Genomic DNA, 19,126 nt, shown 5'->3' with positions numbered 1-19,126 from the left:
CACTTAATACTATGTTGATTTTTAGTTCAACATGGTAGCAACCTTATGACATGGAAAGTTGTGGGGTATGTGAAACAACCCCATTTGGCCGGAAGCTGAATGGACGTTAATTAAAAACCCTTGAAGATCATTAATATGACAGAATCTTTTGCTCAACTCTTTGAAGAATCCCTGCAGAATATTGAAACCCGTCCTGGTTCTATCGTCCGTGGTACAGTTGTTGCCATCGATAAAGACGTTGTTCTAGTTGACGCAGGTCTGAAATCTGAATCTGCTATCCCAGTAGAACAATTCAAAAATGCTCAGGGTGAGCTAGAAATCCAAGTTGGCGACGAAATCGACGTAGCTCTGGATGCAGTTGAAGATGGTTTCGGTGAAACTATCCTTTCTCGTGAGAAAGCTAAACGTCATGAAGCATGGCTGATGCTGGAAAAAGCTTACGAAGAAGCTGAAACTGTAACTGGTGTTATCAACGGTAAAGTTAAAGGTGGTTTCACTGTTGAACTGAACGGCATCCGTGCGTTCTTACCTGGTTCACTGGTAGACGTTCGCCCAGTTCGTGACACTACGCACTTGGAAGGCAAAGAGCTAGAGTTCAAAGTTATTAAGCTGGATCAGAAACGCAACAACGTTGTTGTTTCTCGCCGTGCTGTAATTGAATCTGAAAGCAGCGCAGAACGTGATCAACTGCTCGAAAATCTGCAAGAAGGCATGGAAGTTAAAGGTATCGTTAAGAACCTTACTGACTACGGTGCATTCGTTGACCTCGGCGGTGTTGATGGCCTGCTGCACATCACTGATATGGCTTGGAAACGTGTTAAACACCCAAGCGAAATCGTCAATGTTGGTGATGAAATCACAGTTAAAGTTCTGAAATTCGACCGTGAGCGCACTCGTGTTTCTCTGGGTCTGAAACAACTGGGCGAAGATCCTTGGGTCGCAATCGCTAAACGTTACCCAGAAGGTACTAAACTGACTGGTCGCGTTACTAACCTGACTGACTATGGTTGCTTCGTAGAAATCGAAGAAGGCGTTGAAGGTCTGGTTCACGTTTCAGAAATGGATTGGACTAACAAAAATATCCACCCATCTAAAGTTGTGAATGTTGGTGATGTTGTTGAAGTTATGGTTCTGGATATCGATGAAGAACGTCGTCGTATCTCCCTGGGCCTGAAACAATGCAAATCTAACCCATGGCAGCAATTTGCAGAAACTCACAACAAAGGCGACCGCGTTGAAGGTAAAATCAAGTCAATCACTGACTTTGGTATCTTCATCGGACTGGAAGGCGGTATCGATGGCCTGGTTCACCTGTCTGACATCTCCTGGAACGTTGCAGGCGAAGAAGCAGTTCGTGAATACAAAAAAGGTGACGAAATCGCAGCTGTTGTTCTGCAAGTCGATGCAGAGCGTGAGCGTATTTCTCTAGGTGTTAAGCAGTTAGCTGAAGATCCATTCAACAACTACTTAGCAGCAACTAAGAAAGGCGCAATCGTAACTGGTAAAGTTATCGCAGTTGATGCTAAAGGTGCAACTGTTGAGCTGACTCTGGGCGTTGAAGGTTACCTACGTGCTTCTGAAGCTTCACGTGACCGTGTTGAAGATGCAACACAGGTTCTGAAAGTAGGTGATGATGTTGAAGCTAAATACACGGGTGTTGACCGTAAAAACCGTGTAATCAACCTGTCTGTTCGTGCAAAAGACGAAGCTGATGAAAAAGACGCTATCGCTACTGTGAACAAGCAAGAAGATACTAGCTTTGGTAACAACGCAATGGCTGAAGCTTTCAAAGCAGCTAAAGGCGAATAATTAAGGTGGGGGCACGAAAGTTGCCCCTTCGTAACGGTAGTTTAGGGAGGTACTATGACCAAGTCTGAGTTAATCGAAAGACTGGCTAGCCAGCAATCTCATTTGTCAGCAAAAACGGTCGAGGAAGCTGTTAAAGAAATTCTCGAGCATATGGCAGATACCCTGGCTGGTGGTGAACGTATAGAAGTCCGCGGATTCGGCAGTTTTTCTCTTCACTACCGTGCTCCGCGTGTTGGGCGTAACCCAAAAACTGGAGACAAAGTGGAGTTGGAAGGTAAATACGTTCCTCACTTTAAACCCGGTAAGGAATTACGTGACCGTGTAAATATTTATGGTCAGTAATTGACTATAAATCTTAATTATTAGTTCAAAACGGCGTTTACATTATGTAGCGCCGTTTTTTATTATTTATTTATTTATTTATTTATTTATTTATTTATTTATTTATTTATTTAACTAACTAAACAAACAAATAAATAAATGGTAAGTAGAGAGGTTTGCTTCTTAAATAAGAAAATTATTCGCAATTTGCGAAGGCGCACTTAAAAAAGAACACATTTTTCTGATTTGCATTCATAACTGGGAAGCTGCTCGTATCATTGATTATGATACGTTTATTAATATTATTGGCCTAAGTATGCTAATTATTCACGTGGCGTACTGAGAGGCGATACTATGCTTGAAAGTTGGTTGGCGCTTTTTCGAGGGGGAAAACTTTCCTATACTTTAGCAGCAATAGCCATTTTCATAGGCGCACTACCTATTTTATTTATTCATGATATTCCCCAAATAAATTATTTATTAATAATTTTATTGCTTTTCTTCGCTTTTATTAAAGCCCAACGCAATTTAAAGTTTTTTATTTTAATCATCATCTCTTTTATATGGGCATGTTGGCATGCAAATGAGGTTATCGAAAAAATAAATCTCTTATCTCAACGGTATCAACCTTTAGATATTACGATTATCAGTTCTCCTTTATTCAATCAAGAGAAAGGGAAAATCAAGGTCAGAATAGATAAAATAGAGGGAAAATTTGTTTTTCCTCCACTTTATGCGGTATGGCAAGCGAAAGGTAAAACGAATAATAAACTTTGTGAAGGGCAGTCTTGGCGGATTAATGCGCGTTTAAACCCATTACATGCCTCTTTGAATGAAGGAGGATTCGACCAACAACGTTATCGCTTATCTCAACGTATTATAGGGAAATTAAAAAGCTCACAATCTACAGTGATTAATTCCCAGTGCTCACCTAGACATAATATCATCGAGTCGTACAAGAAGAATATATCCATATTAGAAAATGCAGGTATCACTTATGCATTAATGTTTGGAGAACGCGGGTTATTAACAACAGAGTTATCCACGCTGTTGCAAAATACGGGTGTGAGTCATCTGATTGCGATATCTGGTTTACATATTGGTTTATCTTATCTTTTAGGCTATTGGATTGCGCGGCTTTTACTTTACCGACTTCCCCGTTACTTCATTAATCCTAACATACCGATTGTCATCGGTTTTATTTTTGCTGGGCTTTATGGATGGATTTCAGGCTTCGCGATTCCTGCGGTAAGAGCTCTAATTGCATTAGGGTTATGGATATATATTACACAGCAAAATAGCCGTTATTTCTCATGGCAATGGGCAATATGGAGTATCGGGCTAATTATTGCGGCGGACCCTTTAGCAATATTGTCTGATAGTTTTTGGCTGTCCAGTTTTGCGGTGTTAGCCATTTTATATTGGTTCCAATTATTCCCTTTGGCGTCATATTCTCATTACCCTAAAATGATGCGATGGATTATTCCCTTTATTCATCTACAAGTCGGGTTGTTAATCCTATTAGCGCCAATACAAATCATGCTATTTCAAGGTTTTAACTTAATGAATTTTTGGGCTAATTTATGGTTAGTGCCAATTGTGTCATGGTTAGTTGTTCCTTTCATTTTGTTATCATTTCTATTGTTGCCGTTTCCAGTACCTGGTATCCATCAGTTTATTTTACAGCTTATCGATAGGATCATATCGCTAGGCATAAAGCCATTAAAGGGGTTAAGTCATTTTTGGTTTGAGCTACCATCAATATCAGTATGGCTCTTTTTATTTTGTTGGCTAATTGGCGGATTTATCACATTTGGTTGGTATAAATCTTATATTGGATTATTAGGTTGTATTATTGCGATATGTATAGGGACAGAGAACAACGCTGATAAAGAGGAGCCACAATGGAGCTTAACTACCCTTGATATAGGCCATGGGCTTGCCGTCATTATACAACAAAATGGGGGGGCGTATCTCTATGATACAGGAAACCGTTGGGCTGATGGAAATAATGCACAACGGCAGATAATCCCTTACCTCAAACGCAAAAAAATTATTCCTATGGGGATTATTTTGAGTCATAACCATCTCGATCATACTGGTGGTGTTAATTTCCTAACTAGGCAATACCCTTGGTTAAATATACGCAGCAGTTTTGGCGGTAAAAAGCACCTTCCTTGTTATAAAGGGCAGCGCTGGCAATGGGGCAAGCTGAATTTTGAAGTACTGTGGCCGGAACAGTTATCTAAAAAGTCACACAATAATGATTCTTGTGTCATTATGTTGAGTGATGGAAAGCATAAAGTTTTACTGACAGGTGATATAGAAAATCAGGGAGAAAAAGCGATCACCGCACTTTATAAGCATCAATTAGATTCAGATATTCTGTTTGCACCACACCATGGTAGCAATACTTCATCAACCTCATTATTCATTAGAACCGTTTCACCAAAGGTGGTATTAGTCTCTTCTGCAAGATACAGCCCTTGGAAAATACCATCGCATAAAGTGTATTTACGGTATAAACACAGTAATATTAAATGGATTAACACGGCGGAATCTGGACAGATAACCGTTTGGTTTAAAAAAGAAAAATTACAAATAGCTCGGTATAGACAGGAAATACATCCACGCTGGTATCATCTCTGGTTTGGTGATCTGACATTTCCCGAGTAGAATAGTGCGCTTACATTAAGTTTGGTAATAATAATATGATTGATAAAGACCTTTCGACACGACAAACGTTTCGCCGGTTATGGCCTACTATTTCGCCGTTTAAAGCGGGTTTGGTTGTTGCAGCTATTGCCTTGATCATCAACGCAGCAGGGGATGCGTTTATGATTTCTTTATTAAAACCTTTACTCGATGAAGGGTTTGATAAAGCAGATAATGACGTTTTAAAATGGCTCCCTATTGCGGTGTTAGGTCTAATTGTTATCCGCGGATTGTCCAGTTTTGTTTCGACCTATTGTGTTTCTTGGGTTTCTGGGCAAGTCGTCATGAGTATGCGTCGTAGGTTATTCCGCCATATGATGGGGATGCCAGTCAGCTTTTTTGATCAGCAATCAACTGGCACGCTACTGTCCCGTATTACCTATGACTCTGAACAGGTTGCAGCATCATCTTCCGGTGCATTAATCACCATTATTCGCGAAAGCGCATACATCATCGGTTTATTTGCGATGATGTTCTATTATAGCTGGCAACTGTCCCTCATTCTGATTGTTATCGCACCTATTGTCTCGATTACGATCCGTATCGTTTCAAAGCGGTTTCGTAAGATCAGCAAAAATATGCAAACAGGCATGGGACATGTGACGGCCAGTGCTGAACAAATGCTAAAAGGGCATAAAGAAGTTTTAATTTTTGGTGGACAGAAAGTTGAAACTGAGCGTTTTAATAAAGTCAGTAATAATATGCGTAGCCAGTCGATGAAAATGGTTACCGCATCGGCGATTTCAGATCCTATCATCCAATTAATTGCCTCTTTTGCACTGGCATTTGTTTTATATGCAGCAAGCTTCCCTGAGATTCGTGAGCAATTAACGTCGGGAACTATTGCGGTTGTCTTTTCATCAATGTTTGCATTAATGCGCCCTTTGAAATCGTTAACTAATGTTAACTCTCAATTTCAACGTGGTATGGCTGCATGCCAAACGCTGTTTGCGATTTTAGACAGTGAACAAGAAAAAGATGAAGGAACTAAAGTACTCTCGAATGTGAAGGGGGATATTGAGTTTAAAAATGTGACCTTTACCTATGCGACGAAAGAGCATCCAGCATTAGAGGATATTTCTTTCACTTTACCCGCAGGTAAATCTGTTGCTTTAGTCGGGCGTTCAGGTTCTGGTAAATCTACCATCGCCAATTTGATTACGCGTTTTTATGATATTGATAAAGGCAGTATTTATATTGATGGCCACGATATCAAAGAATACACGCTGGAGTCACTTCGTAGCCAAGTTGCTTTAGTATCGCAACACGTTTATTTATTCAATGACACTATTGCGAACAACATCGCTTATGCTACCGATGGGCGTTTTAGCCGCGAACAAATTGAAAAAGCAGCAGAGATGGCTTATGCGATGGACTTTATCTCAAAACTTGATAAGGGATTAGATACGGTTATTGGCGAAAATGGGGTGATGTTATCAGGAGGGCAGCGCCAACGTATCGCGATTGCGAGAGCATTACTGCGCGATGCACCGATCCTGATCTTGGATGAAGCAACATCAGCGCTTGATACGGAATCTGAAAGAGCGATTCAAGCCGCGTTAGATGAATTGCAAAAAAATAGAACATCTTTAGTGATTGCTCACCGCTTATCGACGATTGAGAACGCGGATGAAATTGTCGTTGTCCAAGATGGTCGTATTATTGAACGTGGTAACCATAAAGAATTATTGGCTAAAAATGGTGCCTATGCTCAATTACATAAGATACAGTTTAGCCAATGATAGAACGAATCTGGGCGGGCCAATCATGGCTTTATATCTTACTCCTTCCGCTGTCACTACTATATGGTGTGATCGCGTTAGTTAGACGTATGGCTTATAAAGTTGGCCTATTGCCTTCTTGGAAGGCACCCGTCCCAGTGATTGTTGTAGGTAATTTAACGGCAGGGGGAAATGGTAAAACGCCTGTCGTTATTTGGTTAGTTGAATCACTAACCCAAAAAGGTTATCGCGTTGGTGTTGTTTCTCGTGGCTATGGTGGGAAAGCTCAACACTATCCGTTAGTCGTTTCATCCACCACTACCACCTCAGAGGCCGGTGATGAACCAATTTTAATTCATTATCGCACTCAAGTCCCCGTAGCCGTGGCTCCCAAGCGTAGTGATGCAGTGAAAGCATTACTCGAAGCTTATTCATTAGATGTGATCGTGACTGATGACGGTTTACAGCATTATGCCCTTGCTAGAGACTATGAAATTGTTGTGATTGATGGTCAGCGTCATTTTGGAAATGGCTGGTGGCTACCCGCAGGGCCAATGCGTGAACGAGCAGGGCGTTTGAACTCCGTTAACGCGGTGATCGTCAATGGTGGGCAACCAAAATCTAATGAAATAACCATGGCATTAGAAGGTGATGCAGCAGTTAATTTACTCAGTGGTGAAAAATGTGCCGTTAGCGATCTTAAGCAAGTGATTGCTATGGCTGGTATTGGCCATCCCCCTCGTTTTTTTGATTCTCTTGAAAAAAAGGGCATACAGGTTATTCAATCTTACGCTTTTGCAGATCATCATCCTTATCAAAAACAGCAACTGTCAGCGCTAACACCAAATGATGAGCCATTATTAATGACAGAAAAAGATGCGGTTAAATGCCAATCTTTCGCTCAAGCTAATTGGTGGTATCTACCTGTTGATGCATCTTTTGATGCTCAAGGTGAGATAAAAATACTCAATGAAATAAAAAATACGATAGAGCGCCATAAAAAAACTTGTCTCTAACCATTTACTGTGATAATAATATCTACAACGTGATATAGATCTCCTTATTGCATGTATAAATGTAATACATTGATAAATAGAGACTATATTTAATTGACTCACGACCAGTTTATTTAGTTAGTCTTTATATCCTCGCAATTTCCACGTTTACTCATCAGTTTTGTCATCTTAATGTCAAAGAGTGCTGTTAAGTTACAGTGGATTATTGGTACGTGGAAGGTCGTTAATTGTATGTGTTATTTGATAAAGCACATCTAATGGTAATAGTTTACTTGCTCTTAAAGCGTTTTAATAAATCGGCAATTTATCATGGGGTATAACGTGTAAAGAGTAATAGTAAAACAATAAATAGAATTATTGTTCTAAGAACAAAAGGAGTTTTAATATGAATTTTCAATTACATATGGGCCGAGTGAAATGGTTTGATGCAAATAAAGGTTATGGATTTATTTCACCAATGAATGGCGGTGACGATATCTTTGTTACACGTAAATCAATTGCAAATAAAAAAATCAAATCATTATCTGAAGGTCAAAACGTCGAGTTTTCTGTTACTCGCAATTCTGATGGCATAACGGCTGCTGATGTCATCGCTTATTAATTAAATAATTAACAGAGCTATTATCTCCTGCACCTATCCTCTCAATCGTTCGCAGGAGAGTCTATTCAAAAAGATTAAAGTTAACGGTGATATCTGCTTGTGCTATCCTGATGGGAAGTGAGTTAAATCCATTTGGGAGAAAACATGGATCACCGTTTACTTGAAATCATTGCTTGTCCTGTTTGTCATGGCAAATTAAGTTATCACAAAGAAAACCTTGAACTTATTTGCAAGTTCGATCACCTCGCATATCCTATTCGTGATGGTATTCCTGTCCTGTTAGAAACGGAAGCACGCCAAGTTGCACTGGATGAAGGACAGTAATCATTATGTTTACCGTCATTATTCCTGCTCGTTATGCTTCGACTCGTTTACCGGGTAAACCACTGGCTGATATTCATGGCAAGCCGATGGTGGTAAGAGTCATGGAACAAGCGATTAAATCAGGTGCATCACGTGTTGTTGTCGCAACAGATCATCCTGATGTTGCGCATGCGGTTATTCAAGCAGGCGGTGAAGCCTGCATGACTGACCCGAATCATCAATCAGGTACAGAACGATTAGCTGAAGTGATTGACACCTACGGGTTTTCTGATGACGAGATTATCGTGAATGTACAGGGGGATGAGCCTTTGATCCCACCTGAAATTATCAGTCAAGTCGCTAGAAATCTTCACGGTAGTCAGGCACAAATGGGAACATTGGCTGTTCCTATTCATGATGTCCAAGAAGCTTTTAACCCAAACGCGGTGAAGGTGGTAACGGATCATGAAGGTTATGCGCTTTATTTTTCTCGAGCGACCATTCCATGGGAGAGAGATAGATTTGCGATTAACCAAGACACGATTGGTGATCACTTCTTACGTCATATTGGGATCTATGCTTACCGAGCGGGTTTTATCCGTCGCTATATTAAATGGGAAACAAGCCCATTAGAAAAAATCGAAATGCTAGAACAGTTAAGAGTGCTGTGGTATGGAGAGAAAATTCATGTCGCGGTGGCCGAAAAAGCACCGGGGGCGGGCGTGGATACACCCGAAGACCTTGAAGTCGTGAGAAAGCAATTCAAATAATCCGCCCATAGCTTATTGTGAAATAAGGTGTGTACTCATCGTTGAGTCACACCTTTTTTGTTAGCTTTAATTTATTCAGCCTCTACGGTATCAGGGGTGAGTAAAGGTGTTTCAAGGGGTTGAGTATTATCGGGTTTTAAATAAAACCAGATAGAGCCGATTAATTCATACCAAGCCCGTTCGCTATGACTAAAATAATAGGCTGAAGGGATATATTTTTCCCAAGGATTCAACGCACTTTTGATGGCGAGCTGATTCGCGGGTGCGGCAATTGGCTGCATACCTCGGGCAGTAAACATGGACATGGCTCTTGGCAAATGATTGGCGGATGTCACTAATAAAAATGGCTCTTTACCGGTAATTTTTTCGACTTCAAATGCTTCTTCTTGAGTGTCTTTAGGTTCGGTCAATGCAATGGCATCTTCTGCGGGTACACCTAGCGATTGGGCGACCATTGCAGCCACTTCCGCGTTACTTATCGAGCTACTTGCTTTCCCCCCCGTAAATATCAATTTGCTTCCAGGGTGTTTTAGGTATAAACGAATGCCCTCGGTAACGCGTGGCAGACTGTTATTTAATAAATTAGAGCTTGGACTCCAATCGGGGTTGTAGGTAAAGCCCCCACCAAGTACGACAATATAGTGAATATTGTCTGGTGGATTATTCGTAATTAACTCATACCGTTTATCAAAGCCCTCTTCGACAGGAGACAGTAAGTTGTCAGCAATGGGCTGTAAGCCTAATAAGGTAATCAATATTAAGCTTATAGAAACACAGGTTTTGCCGCTTTTTTGCCAATGAGTGAACCATAATAATAGGATGCCAATGAATCCGAGAATCAGCAGCAGAGGCAATGGCATAAGCAATGCCCCAAGGTATTTTTTTAAAAGAAATAGCATAAGTGAACCTATTTTTTGGAATTTATCGTCAATTCGTTGTTCCGATTGCTGAATTCAGAACAGCACTATGCCAAAATAAGGCTATTATCTGTTATACTCGCAGGACTTCAAGTTGCAGCGTTGTTGACTATGTTTATACGTATGAGTCATAGAGTTATCGAAACTCTCAGCGACTAATGTCCTGGTCGCCAACTGCACTTCGAATTAGTTAGAGTATGTCATTTAGGCGTCAGCCACCTTGCATACTTTGCATGATGTTCGAGCCTATTTTAGCTGAGCGTGTTTTGGATCATATTCTGGATTTGATCTTATTTCATCATTTACAAGATGAGAACAGGCTGATTTTGGCATTTATTAGGCGATTGGCGTTAGGTTAACGGACATAAATTGCCCATTTTTAGGACCACCGGATAATACATGGTAGACCGCAACTTTGATGATATTGCTGATAAATTTGCAAAAAATATCTATGGCACAACAAAAGGTAAAATACGTGAAGCGGTTGTTTGGCAAGATTTAACACAACTGATTAACTCTCAGTTTGATGGACAAACATTGCGTATATTGGATGCAGGTGGTGGAGAAGGGCATTTTTCACGCAAACTTGCAGCAATGGGACATCAAGTCATACTTTGCGATTTATCTGAAGAAATGTTAGAGCGTGCCAGCGAACTTGCTCAACAACAAGGGATTAGCGAGAATATGCGCTTTATCCATTGTGCAGTACAGGATATTGATCAACATATTGAAGAACCCGTAGATTTAGTGTTATTTCATGCTGTACTTGAGTGGATTAGTGATCAGAAATATGCAATTGAACAGTTGGTCGATATAATTAGGCCAGAAGGCGTCTTTTCTGTGATGTTCTATAATGCTAATGGTTTAGTCATGCGAAATGCAATTTTAGGCAACTTTCATCTTGCTACACCGCATATTCAGCGTCGACGTAAACGTTCATTATCGCCACAAAATCCATTATTACCCCAACAGGTCGATGAGTGGCTGTCGGATTGTAAAATGGATATTATTGGCAAAAGCGGTGTCAGAGTATTTCATGATTACCTACAAAGCAGGCAATTACAGCAACAAGATTTCCCTGCACTGTTGGCTTTAGAGCAGCAATATTGTCGTCAGGAGCCCTATATCAGTATGGGACGTTATATTCATGTCATGGCACGAAAACCAATAATAAAGGACGATTTATGAGTGATTTTTCCCAGACCGTCCCTGAACTCGTGTCCTGGGCACGAAAAAATGATTTTTCAATTTCACTGCCAGCAGAGCGTTTGGCTTTTTTGTTGGCAGTCGCAGTATTAAACAGCGAACGTGTTAACGGTGAAATGAGTGAAGGGGAATTGATCGACGCATTTCGTGAGGTGTGTAAAGGGTTTGAGCAAACCACGGAATCGTTATCTGTCAGAGCGAATAATGCCATCAACGATATGGTTCGCCAGAAAATATTTAACCGTTTCACAAGTGATATTGCGGAAGGCAACGCAATATACCGTTTAACATCGCTTGGTATCGGTATTAGTGACTATTATATTCGTCAACGTGAATTTTCCACTTTAAGGCTGTCTATGCAGCTATCCATTGTAGCGGGAGAGCTACAAAGAGCCGCAGAGGCGGCCGAGGAAGGTGGTGATGAATTCTATTGGCATCGTTTTGTCTTTGCGCCATTAAAATATTCAGTTGCTGAAATATTCGATAGTATTGATTTATCTCAGCGCGTTATGGATGAGCAGCAAAACAGCGTCAAAGAAGATATTGCGGCACTGTTAAACCAAGACTGGCAAGCCGCTATTGCTAACTGTGAACAATTATTATCAGAAACGTCAGGCACATTGCGCGAGCTTCAAGATACACTAGAGGCCGCAGGCGATAAGTTACAAGCGAATTTATTACGCATTCAAGAAGCGAATATGAATGCGCCTGTCTTTTCCGATATGGTTGATCGGTTAGTTTATGATCTGCAAAATAAATTAGACCGTATCGTCAGCTGGGGACAGCAGTCTATCGACCTTTGGATAGGCTATGACCGCCATGTTCATAAATTTATCCGTACGGCAATTGATATGGATAAAAACCGTATTTTCTCCCAACGTTTACGTCAGTCGGTTCAACAATACTTAGATAGTCCATGGGCATTGACTTATGCCAACGCTGATCGCTTATTTGACATGCGTGATGAAGAGCTGGCATTAAATGACGAAGAAGTCATGGGAGAGCTGCCTCCAGAGCTTGAATTTGAAGAATTCAGTGAAGTGAATGATCGACTTGCAGAATTGATGGAAACTGAGTTGGCATTCTATAAACGAGAACAACAGCCACTGGATGTTGCTCGGGTAGTACAAGCGTACTTAAAGCAGTATCCTCAGAAACGTCATTTTGACGTTGCACGAATTATTATTGATCAGGCTGTAAAATTAGGTATTGCAGAAGCTGATTTGGCGGGGCTTCCGTCAGAGTGGCAGGCAATTAATGATCACGGAGCCAAGGTGCAGGCACATGTCATCGACAAATATTGAACAATTTATGCCAATTAAAATGGCACAAGCATTGGCTAATCCCATTTTTCCAGAGCTAGATAGCCAGTTGCGTTCAGGACGTCATATTAGTATTGATGATCTTGATAACCATGCCTTTTTGATGGATTTTCAAGAAGCACTGGAACAATTTTATGCACGTTATAATGTAGAATTGATTCGAGCTCCAGAAGGCTTTTTTTATTTACGTCCTCGCTCAACGACCTTGATTCCTCGCTCAGTGCTATCTGAACTGGACATGATGGTAGGTAAAATTCTTTGTTACCTCTACTTGAGTCCAGAACGATTAACTAACCAAGGTATTTTTACGGCGCAAGAGCTGTTTGAAGAACTATTGTCTTTAGCGGACGAGAGTAAGTTGCTGAAGTTTGTTAACCAACGCTCAACAGGTTCGGACTTAGATAAACAAAAACTGCAAGAAAAGTTGAGAACATCTCTGAACCGTTTACGCCGCCTAGGTATGGTGCATTTTATTCAAAATGACGCGAATAAATTTATTATTTCTGAATCAGTCTTCCGTTTTGGTGCCGATGTTCGTAGTGGTGACAACGTACAAGAAGCACAATTACGCATGATCCGTGATGGTGAGGCGATTTCCCTTGAAGGTGGATTATCCTTACAAGATAGTGAAGATGACGAGAGTGATGAAAATCAAGATGCGCCTGAGAGTGATGAGGATGAACAAGTATGATTGAACGTGGTAAATTTCGCTCACTGACGCTGATTAACTGGAATGGTTTTTTTGCGCGTACCTTTGACCTTGATGAGTTGGTTACCACCCTCTCAGGAGGAAATGGCGCCGGTAAATCGACGACCATGGCCGCTTTTATTACTGCTATGATCCCCGATCTCACATTACTTCACTTCCGTAATACTACCGAAGCAGGTGCAACGTCAGGTTCACGAGATAAAGGGTTACACGGTAAATTACGCCCCGGTGTTTGCTATGCCATTTTGGATGTGCTGAACTCGAAACACCAACGGGTGATGGTAGGGGTTAGGCTACAACAAGTCGCTGGGCGTGATAAAAAAGTTGATATCAAACCCTTTATGATCCAAGGGGTTCCCATCGCGACAGTACCGACGGAAATCCTAACCGAAGTACTCGATGGACGTCAGGCTAAAGTGATTGCGTTAAATGATTTAAAAGAACGCATGGAGCAGCAAGAAGGCATTCATTTTAAACAATTTAACTCAATTACGGATTATCATTCGGTTCTTTTTGAATTAGGCGTTTTGCCAAAACGTTTACGCTCAGCGAGTGATCGTAGTAAATATTATCGTCTGATCGAAGCCTCACTTTATGGCGGGATTTCCAGTGCGATTACCCGTTCGTTACGTGATTATTTATTACCTGAAAATAGTGGCGTCCGTAAGGCATTCCAAGATATGGAAGCCGCACTACGTGAAAACCGACTCACACTTGAAGCCATTCGTGTTACTCAATCCGACCGTGATCTATTTAAGCATTTAATTAGCCAAGCGACAGACTATGTGTCTGCCGATTATATGCGTCATTCCAATGAAAGGCGTATTCATCTTGATTCGGCAATGGCGGCTCGGAGTGAATTATTCGCTAGCCGTAAACAGCTGCGCCAAGAGCAAGTTCGTAGCGTAGAAATTGCGCGTGAGTTAAATGAGCAAAATAGCGCGTCTTCAGATTTAGAGGCCGATTATCAAGCGGCAAGCGATCACTTAAACCTTGTGCAAACCGCTTTACGCCAACAAGAAAAAATTGACCGCTATCAAGCCGATATCGAAGAATTGACCTATCGCTTGGAAGAACAATCAGAGGTTGTTGCTGAAGCGACTGAACAGCAGGAAGAACTTGAAGCACGTTCCGAGGCGGCGGAAATTGAAGTTGATGAATTGAAAAGCCAATTGGCCGATTACCAACAAGCATTAGATGTCCAGCAAACCCGCGCAATTCAATATCAACAGGCTTTACAGGCATTAACTCGAGCGCGTGAACTCTGCCAATTACCTGAATTATCAATAGATAATGCAGATGAATGGCTAGAAACGTTTGAAGCCCGTGAACAGCAAGCGACGGAAGCATTACTGACATTAGAGCAGAAAATGAGTGTTGCCGATGCTGCGCATAGTCAGTTTGAGCAAGCGTATCAACTCGTCAGAAATATCGTTGGTGAAGTCAGCCGTAGTGATGCTTATCAACAAGCAAGGAGTCTCCTACGTGACTGGTCTTCCCAGCAACATTTGGCTGAACGTGTGCAGCCATTACGCATGCAGCTATCTGAGTTACAACAACGTTTAGATAGCCAGCAAAATGCAGAACGTCTATTAAGTGAGTTTTGTAAGCGTCATAACAAAAGCTATGAACCTGACGAATTAGATGCCTTAATGGCAGAAATTGAAGCTCAGCAAGAAGAACTCAGTATTGGCGTTAATGAAAGCGGCGAACGTCGCATGCAAATGCGTCAAGAGATTGAGCAGATCCGCCAGCGTATTCAAACATTAACGACTAAAGCACCAGCTTGGTTAATGGCTCAAGAAGCGCTGACTCAGCTGAATGAACAGTCAGGGGAATCCTTTGAGTCAAGCAGTGCTGTTACTGAATATATGCAGCAATTGCTTGAGCAAGAAAGGGAAATTACGGTTGAACGTGATGAAGTCGCCGCGCAACGGCGTGAGCTAGAAAAGCAAATAGAGCGTCTTAGCCAACCGAGTGGTGCTGAAGATAGTCGTTTACTTGCCCTTGCTGAACGTTTTGGTGGTGTTTTACTTTCAGAAATCTATGATGATATTACTATTGATGATGCCCCATACTTCTCAGCACTGTATGGCCCGGCCCGTAATGGTATCGTTGTCCAAGATCTCTCCGCAGTTCGTAGCCAATTAGAAACACTACAGGATTGCCCTGAAGACGTATATTTTATTGAGGGAGATCCATCCTCTTTTGATGATAGTGTTTTTGATGCAGAAGAATTTGAAAACGCGGTACTAGTTCGTTCGTCAGATAGACAGTGGCGTTTCTCTCGCTATCCGGAAGTGCCATTGTTTGGCCGTGCCGCACGTGAAACTCATCTTGATGCTTTAACATTAGAGCGTGATAGTTTGGCTGAGCGCTATGCAACGCTATCATTCGATGTACAAAAAATTCAACGTGCGCACCAAGCATTTAGTCGTTTTATCGGCCAACATATTTCAGTCGCCTTCGAAGCCGACCCTGAAGCTGAAATCCGTATTTTGAACCAAAAACGCACGGAACTTGAGCGTAGCTTGGCACAGTTTGAGGAGCAAACTCAGCAGCAGCGCCAACAATTTGTCCAAGGTAAAGAGTCTGTGTCAGCCTTGAACCGACTATTACCATTGGTTGGGTTATTGATGGATGAAACGCTGGCTGATCGTGTTGATGAAATTCGCGATGAGCTCTCAGAGGCTGAAGAAGCGGCGCATTTCTTGAATAAGCATGGTCAATCTTTGATAAAACTTGAGCCGATTGTGACCGTGCTACTCAGTGATCCTGAACAACATGATCAATTGCGCCAAGACTATGAAACGGCAAAACATAGCCAACAAATTGCGAAACAGCAGGCATTCGCGTTGGTCGAAGTGGTGCAGCGTCGAGCTCACTTTAGCTACAGTGATTCGACGGGGATGGTCAACGAAAATGCCGACCTCAACGATAAGCTGCGTCAACGCTTAGAACAAGCGGAAGGCGAAAGAAGTCGAGCTCGTGAATTATTACGTCAGCAACAATCTCAGTCAGCACAGTTTAATCAGGTACTCGCGTCTTTACGCAGCTCTTTTGATACTAAACAAGAGATGTTGAAAGAGTTAGAAGCCGAAATGCAGGATATTGGTGTGAAAGCTGATCCTGATGCACAAGAGCGCGCGCGTATACGCCGTGATGAGCTGCATCAATCTGTGATGGCAAATCGCACGCGTATTAACCAGTTAGAAAAACAGCTGACCTTGTGCGAAGCTGAAATGGAAAACTTACAAAAACGCATTCGTAAGTTAGAAAAAGATTATTATCTCTTACGTGAACAAGTGGTTTCAGCCAAAGCAGGCTGGTGTGCTGTCATGCGTTTAGTGAAGGATAATGGTGTCGAACGTCGCTTACATCGCCGTGAATTAGCGTATACGGATGGCGATAGTCTGCGTTCTATGTCGGATAAGGCATTAGGTGCCTTACGTCTCGCGGTCGCTGATAACGAACATCTGCGAGATGTGTTACGCCTGTCTGAAGATCCTAAACGTCCAGAACGTAAAATTCAGTTCTTTATCGCGGTCTATCAGCATCTACGTGAACGTATCCGACAAGATATCATTCGGACAGATGATCCTATTGACGCGATTGAGCAAATGGAAATTGAACTGGCGCGTTTAACTGAAGAGCTGACGGCGCGCGAGCAGAAATTGGCGATTAGCTCGAAGAGTGTGGCGAATATTATTCGTAAGACGATTCAGCGTGAGCAAAACCGTATTCGCATGTTGAACCAAGGCTTACAATCTGTTGCATTTGGTCAAGTTAAAGGGGTTAGACTGAATGTTAATATTCGCGAAAGTCACTCATTAATGCTGACAGTGTTATCAGAAGAGAGCGAATTACATCAAGATTTATTTACTAGCCAGCGTCTCACTTTCTCGGAAGCAATGGCGAAACTGTATCAACGTTTAAATCCTCAGATCGATATGGGGCAACGCTTACCACAGACTATTGGTGAAGAACTGCTTGATTATCGTAACTATCTTGAACTTGAGGTTGAAGTCAACCGGGGGTCAGATGGATGGTTGAAAGCGGAAAGTGGGGCATTATCGACCGGTGAGGCTATCGGTACGGGGATGTCGATACTGGTGATGGTCGTTCAAAGTTGGGAAGAAGAGTCACGTCGCTTACGTGCAAAAGACATTATTCCTTGTCGTTTGTTGTTCCTCGATGAAGCGGCTCGTCTAGATGCTAAATCTATTGCGACCTTATTTGAGCTTTGTGAACGATTAGAAATGCAATTAATTATTGCTGCACCTGAAAATATCAGCCCTGAAAAAGGCACCACGTATAAATTGGTTCGTAAAGTATTTGATAACCGTGAACACGTTCATGTTGTTGGTCTTAAAGGTTTTGGCCAAGATAATTCAAATATTCAGGCTCAGTTACCGCAAAGTTAATTCACTCATTGATTAATGCGAAATGAAAAACGGTGTTATTTTTAACACCGTTTTTTTTAATAAGCTAAAGCTAAATTTACTGTATTTCGGCCGCATCATCTAAAACAGAAAATATTAATGAGATTTGTGTCTCATTTTCATGAAGAGAAAGAAATTATTATCTGAATTCTTGTGATGCATCCCAATAAATTAGATTTGATATCGTTATGGTTTGCTTTCATGATGCCTGCATAGTCAATAAATGAATAAGGATTAAACATGAAAAAAACGACATTAACCTTAAGCGCCGTTACTTTGGTACTCAGTTTGACGGCAACATCACAGGCTAAGGTATTAATGCCTGAAGTCGTCAGTTCAGGGGTGACGGTGGCTGAACTTGCTGAACAGAAACCTATACATTGGGTGTCTGTTGAGCAAATTAAAAATAGCCTAGAAGGTCAAGCTCCAATGGCGGTAGGCTTTGATATTGATGATACCGTGTTATTTTCTAGTCCAGGTTTTTATCGTGGTAAGTTGGAATATTCCCCAAATGATTTTAGTTACTTAAAAAATATTGAGTTTTGGGAAAAAATGAATAATGAGTGGGATAAATTCAGTATGCCTAAAAAAGTTGGCATCGATTTAGTCCAAATGCACTTAAAACGTGGCGATACGGTTTATTTTATTACTGGCCGTACTAAAACAAAAACAGAAACCGTCACTAAATATGTTCAAGAAGGCCTAAAAATCCCAGAAGATAAAATGAATCCTGTCATTTTTGCAGGTGATGAGCCTGGTCAAAATAATAAAGTCAGTTGGATGCGTGATCACAAATTAAAAATTTATTATGGTGATGCTGATGCCGATATTGCAGCAGCACGAGAATTAAATATTCGCGGTATTCGTATCTTACGTGCAGCAAACTCCTCTTATCAGCCACTGCCAAAGGCAGGGCAGTTTGGTGAGGAAGTTGTGATTAATTCAGAGTACTAATTTGCGTTAATTGGCTTATATTAATGAAATTAAAGGCGCTTAGCGTCTTTAATTTTTTGAGTCAAAAAATGATACGGCATTCGATTGTGATAGTAAAAATGGACAGTACATTGTAACAATATCCCACGTTGCAAATTTTTCTTCTTAAGTCATATTGAATATCAAATACACTGAATAAGTTTATTTTGACATTGGAGTGATTAATTAAAAGCAGTTTTTTTTATCAGTCTTCTACATAAACTCAAAAGCTAAATAATTCTATTTTTCATTTGCTGAAATTATTCTGTTTTCATGCAGAGTAAGAAAAATGTTGACGCTTA

Annotated in this window: 14 protein-coding genes; 13 read left to right on the top strand and 1 reads right to left on the bottom strand. The window is 41.2% G+C overall.

The window, feature by feature from the left end:
* Positions 1-135: 135 nt before the first annotated feature.
* From rpsA to kdsB, 8 genes are all read left to right on the top strand, one after another.
* On the top strand, positions 136-1,809 hold the full coding sequence (gene rpsA, locus ACWPW6_RS13185) for a 30S ribosomal protein S1 (protein WP_154624625.1): 1,674 nt from the start codon (positions 136-138) through the stop codon (positions 1,807-1,809).
* A gap of 54 nt (positions 1,810-1,863) precedes the next feature.
* Positions 1,864-2,151, top strand: a complete 288-nt coding sequence (gene ihfB / locus ACWPW6_RS13180) for an integration host factor subunit beta (protein WP_042846474.1) — start codon at positions 1,864-1,866, stop codon at positions 2,149-2,151.
* A 333-nt stretch (positions 2,152-2,484) separates the two neighbouring features.
* On the top strand, positions 2,485-4,806 hold the full coding sequence (locus ACWPW6_RS13175) for a DNA internalization-related competence protein ComEC/Rec2 (protein WP_249999133.1): 2,322 nt from the start codon (positions 2,485-2,487) through the stop codon (positions 4,804-4,806).
* 35 nt (positions 4,807-4,841) lie between these two features.
* Positions 4,842-6,587 (top strand): lipid A ABC transporter ATP-binding protein/permease MsbA, encoded by a 1,746-nt coding sequence (msbA, locus tag ACWPW6_RS13170; RefSeq protein WP_154622449.1) that lies wholly within the window; start codon positions 4,842-4,844, stop codon positions 6,585-6,587.
* Entirely contained in the window at positions 6,584-7,582 is a 999-nt protein-coding gene (gene lpxK / locus ACWPW6_RS13165; RefSeq protein WP_249999131.1) for a tetraacyldisaccharide 4'-kinase, read from the top strand. The genes msbA and lpxK overlap by 4 nt, the downstream gene beginning before the upstream one ends.
* Positions 7,583-7,967: 385 nt before the next feature.
* Positions 7,968-8,183, top strand: a complete 216-nt coding sequence (locus ACWPW6_RS13160; protein ID WP_154622451.1) for a cold-shock protein — start codon at positions 7,968-7,970, stop codon at positions 8,181-8,183.
* A 144-nt stretch (positions 8,184-8,327) separates the two neighbouring features.
* Positions 8,328-8,507: a Trm112 family protein gene (locus ACWPW6_RS13155; protein ID WP_154622452.1), complete on the top strand. Its 180-nt coding sequence runs from the start codon at positions 8,328-8,330 to the stop codon at positions 8,505-8,507.
* A gap of 5 nt (positions 8,508-8,512) precedes the next feature.
* Positions 8,513-9,256: a 3-deoxy-manno-octulosonate cytidylyltransferase gene (kdsB, locus tag ACWPW6_RS13150; protein ID WP_154622453.1), complete on the top strand. Its 744-nt coding sequence runs from the start codon at positions 8,513-8,515 to the stop codon at positions 9,254-9,256.
* 71 nt (positions 9,257-9,327) lie between these two features.
* On the opposite strand, the gene elyC is transcribed toward kdsB, so the two are convergent.
* Positions 9,328-10,155 carry an envelope biogenesis factor ElyC gene (gene elyC / locus ACWPW6_RS13145; protein ID WP_249999129.1) on the bottom strand — a complete coding sequence of 276 codons (828 nt, stop codon included), beginning with the start codon at positions 10,153-10,155 and terminating at the stop codon, positions 9,328-9,330.
* A gap of 417 nt (positions 10,156-10,572) precedes the next feature.
* On the opposite strand from elyC, the gene cmoM reads away from it, so the two are divergent.
* From cmoM to aphA, 5 genes are all read left to right on the top strand, one after another.
* Complete coding sequence (gene cmoM / locus ACWPW6_RS13140) at positions 10,573-11,361, top strand: tRNA uridine 5-oxyacetic acid(34) methyltransferase CmoM (protein WP_154622455.1); 789 nt, start codon at positions 10,573-10,575, stop codon at positions 11,359-11,361.
* On the top strand, positions 11,358-12,683 hold the full coding sequence (mukF, locus tag ACWPW6_RS13135) for a chromosome partition protein MukF (protein WP_154622456.1): 1,326 nt from the start codon (positions 11,358-11,360) through the stop codon (positions 12,681-12,683). The genes cmoM and mukF overlap by 4 nt, the downstream gene beginning before the upstream one ends.
* Positions 12,664-13,392: a chromosome partition protein MukE gene (gene mukE, locus ACWPW6_RS13130; RefSeq protein ID WP_154622457.1), complete on the top strand. Its 729-nt coding sequence runs from the start codon at positions 12,664-12,666 to the stop codon at positions 13,390-13,392. Before mukF ends, mukE begins: the two co-directional genes overlap by 20 nt.
* Positions 13,389-17,834: a chromosome partition protein MukB gene (mukB, locus tag ACWPW6_RS13125; protein ID WP_249999126.1), complete on the top strand. Its 4,446-nt coding sequence runs from the start codon at positions 13,389-13,391 to the stop codon at positions 17,832-17,834. The genes mukE and mukB overlap by 4 nt, the downstream gene beginning before the upstream one ends.
* A 258-nt stretch (positions 17,835-18,092) precedes the next feature.
* Positions 18,093-18,806 (top strand): acid phosphatase AphA, encoded by a 714-nt coding sequence (aphA, locus tag ACWPW6_RS13120; protein WP_249999125.1) that lies wholly within the window; start codon positions 18,093-18,095, stop codon positions 18,804-18,806.
* The last annotated feature ends 320 nt before the right edge of the window (positions 18,807-19,126 follow it).

The organism is Providencia sp. Marseille-Q8014 (genome assembly GCF_965112055.1).
The sequence above is the reverse complement of the archived record's forward strand: the minus strand, read 5'-3'. Positions and strand labels throughout refer to the sequence as shown.

What these genes read in the sequence shown, in the direction of transcription:
- rpsA (WP_154624625.1), top strand. Translation starts at nt 136, where the DNA reads ATGACAGAATCTTTTGCTCAACTCTTTGAAGAATCCCTGCAGAATATT.
- ihfB (WP_042846474.1), top strand. Translation starts at nt 1,864, where the DNA reads ATGACCAAGTCTGAGTTAATCGAAAGACTGGCTAGCCAGCAATCTCAT.
- ACWPW6_RS13175 (WP_249999133.1), top strand. Translation starts at nt 2,485, where the DNA reads ATGCTTGAAAGTTGGTTGGCGCTTTTTCGAGGGGGAAAACTTTCCTAT.
- msbA (WP_154622449.1), top strand. Translation starts at nt 4,842, where the DNA reads ATGATTGATAAAGACCTTTCGACACGACAAACGTTTCGCCGGTTATGG.
- lpxK (WP_249999131.1), top strand. Translation starts at nt 6,584, where the DNA reads ATGATAGAACGAATCTGGGCGGGCCAATCATGGCTTTATATCTTACTC.
- ACWPW6_RS13160 (WP_154622451.1), top strand. Translation starts at nt 7,968, where the DNA reads ATGAATTTTCAATTACATATGGGCCGAGTGAAATGGTTTGATGCAAAT.
- ACWPW6_RS13155 (WP_154622452.1), top strand. Translation starts at nt 8,328, where the DNA reads ATGGATCACCGTTTACTTGAAATCATTGCTTGTCCTGTTTGTCATGGC.
- kdsB (WP_154622453.1), top strand. Translation starts at nt 8,513, where the DNA reads ATGTTTACCGTCATTATTCCTGCTCGTTATGCTTCGACTCGTTTACCG.
- elyC (WP_249999129.1), bottom strand. Translation starts at nt 10,155, where the DNA reads ATGCTATTTCTTTTAAAAAAATACCTTGGGGCATTGCTTATGCCATTG.
- cmoM (WP_154622455.1), top strand. Translation starts at nt 10,573, where the DNA reads ATGGTAGACCGCAACTTTGATGATATTGCTGATAAATTTGCAAAAAAT.
- mukF (WP_154622456.1), top strand. Translation starts at nt 11,358, where the DNA reads ATGAGTGATTTTTCCCAGACCGTCCCTGAACTCGTGTCCTGGGCACGA.
- mukE (WP_154622457.1), top strand. Translation starts at nt 12,664, where the DNA reads ATGTCATCGACAAATATTGAACAATTTATGCCAATTAAAATGGCACAA.
- mukB (WP_249999126.1), top strand. Translation starts at nt 13,389, where the DNA reads ATGATTGAACGTGGTAAATTTCGCTCACTGACGCTGATTAACTGGAAT.
- aphA (WP_249999125.1), top strand. Translation starts at nt 18,093, where the DNA reads ATGAAAAAAACGACATTAACCTTAAGCGCCGTTACTTTGGTACTCAGT.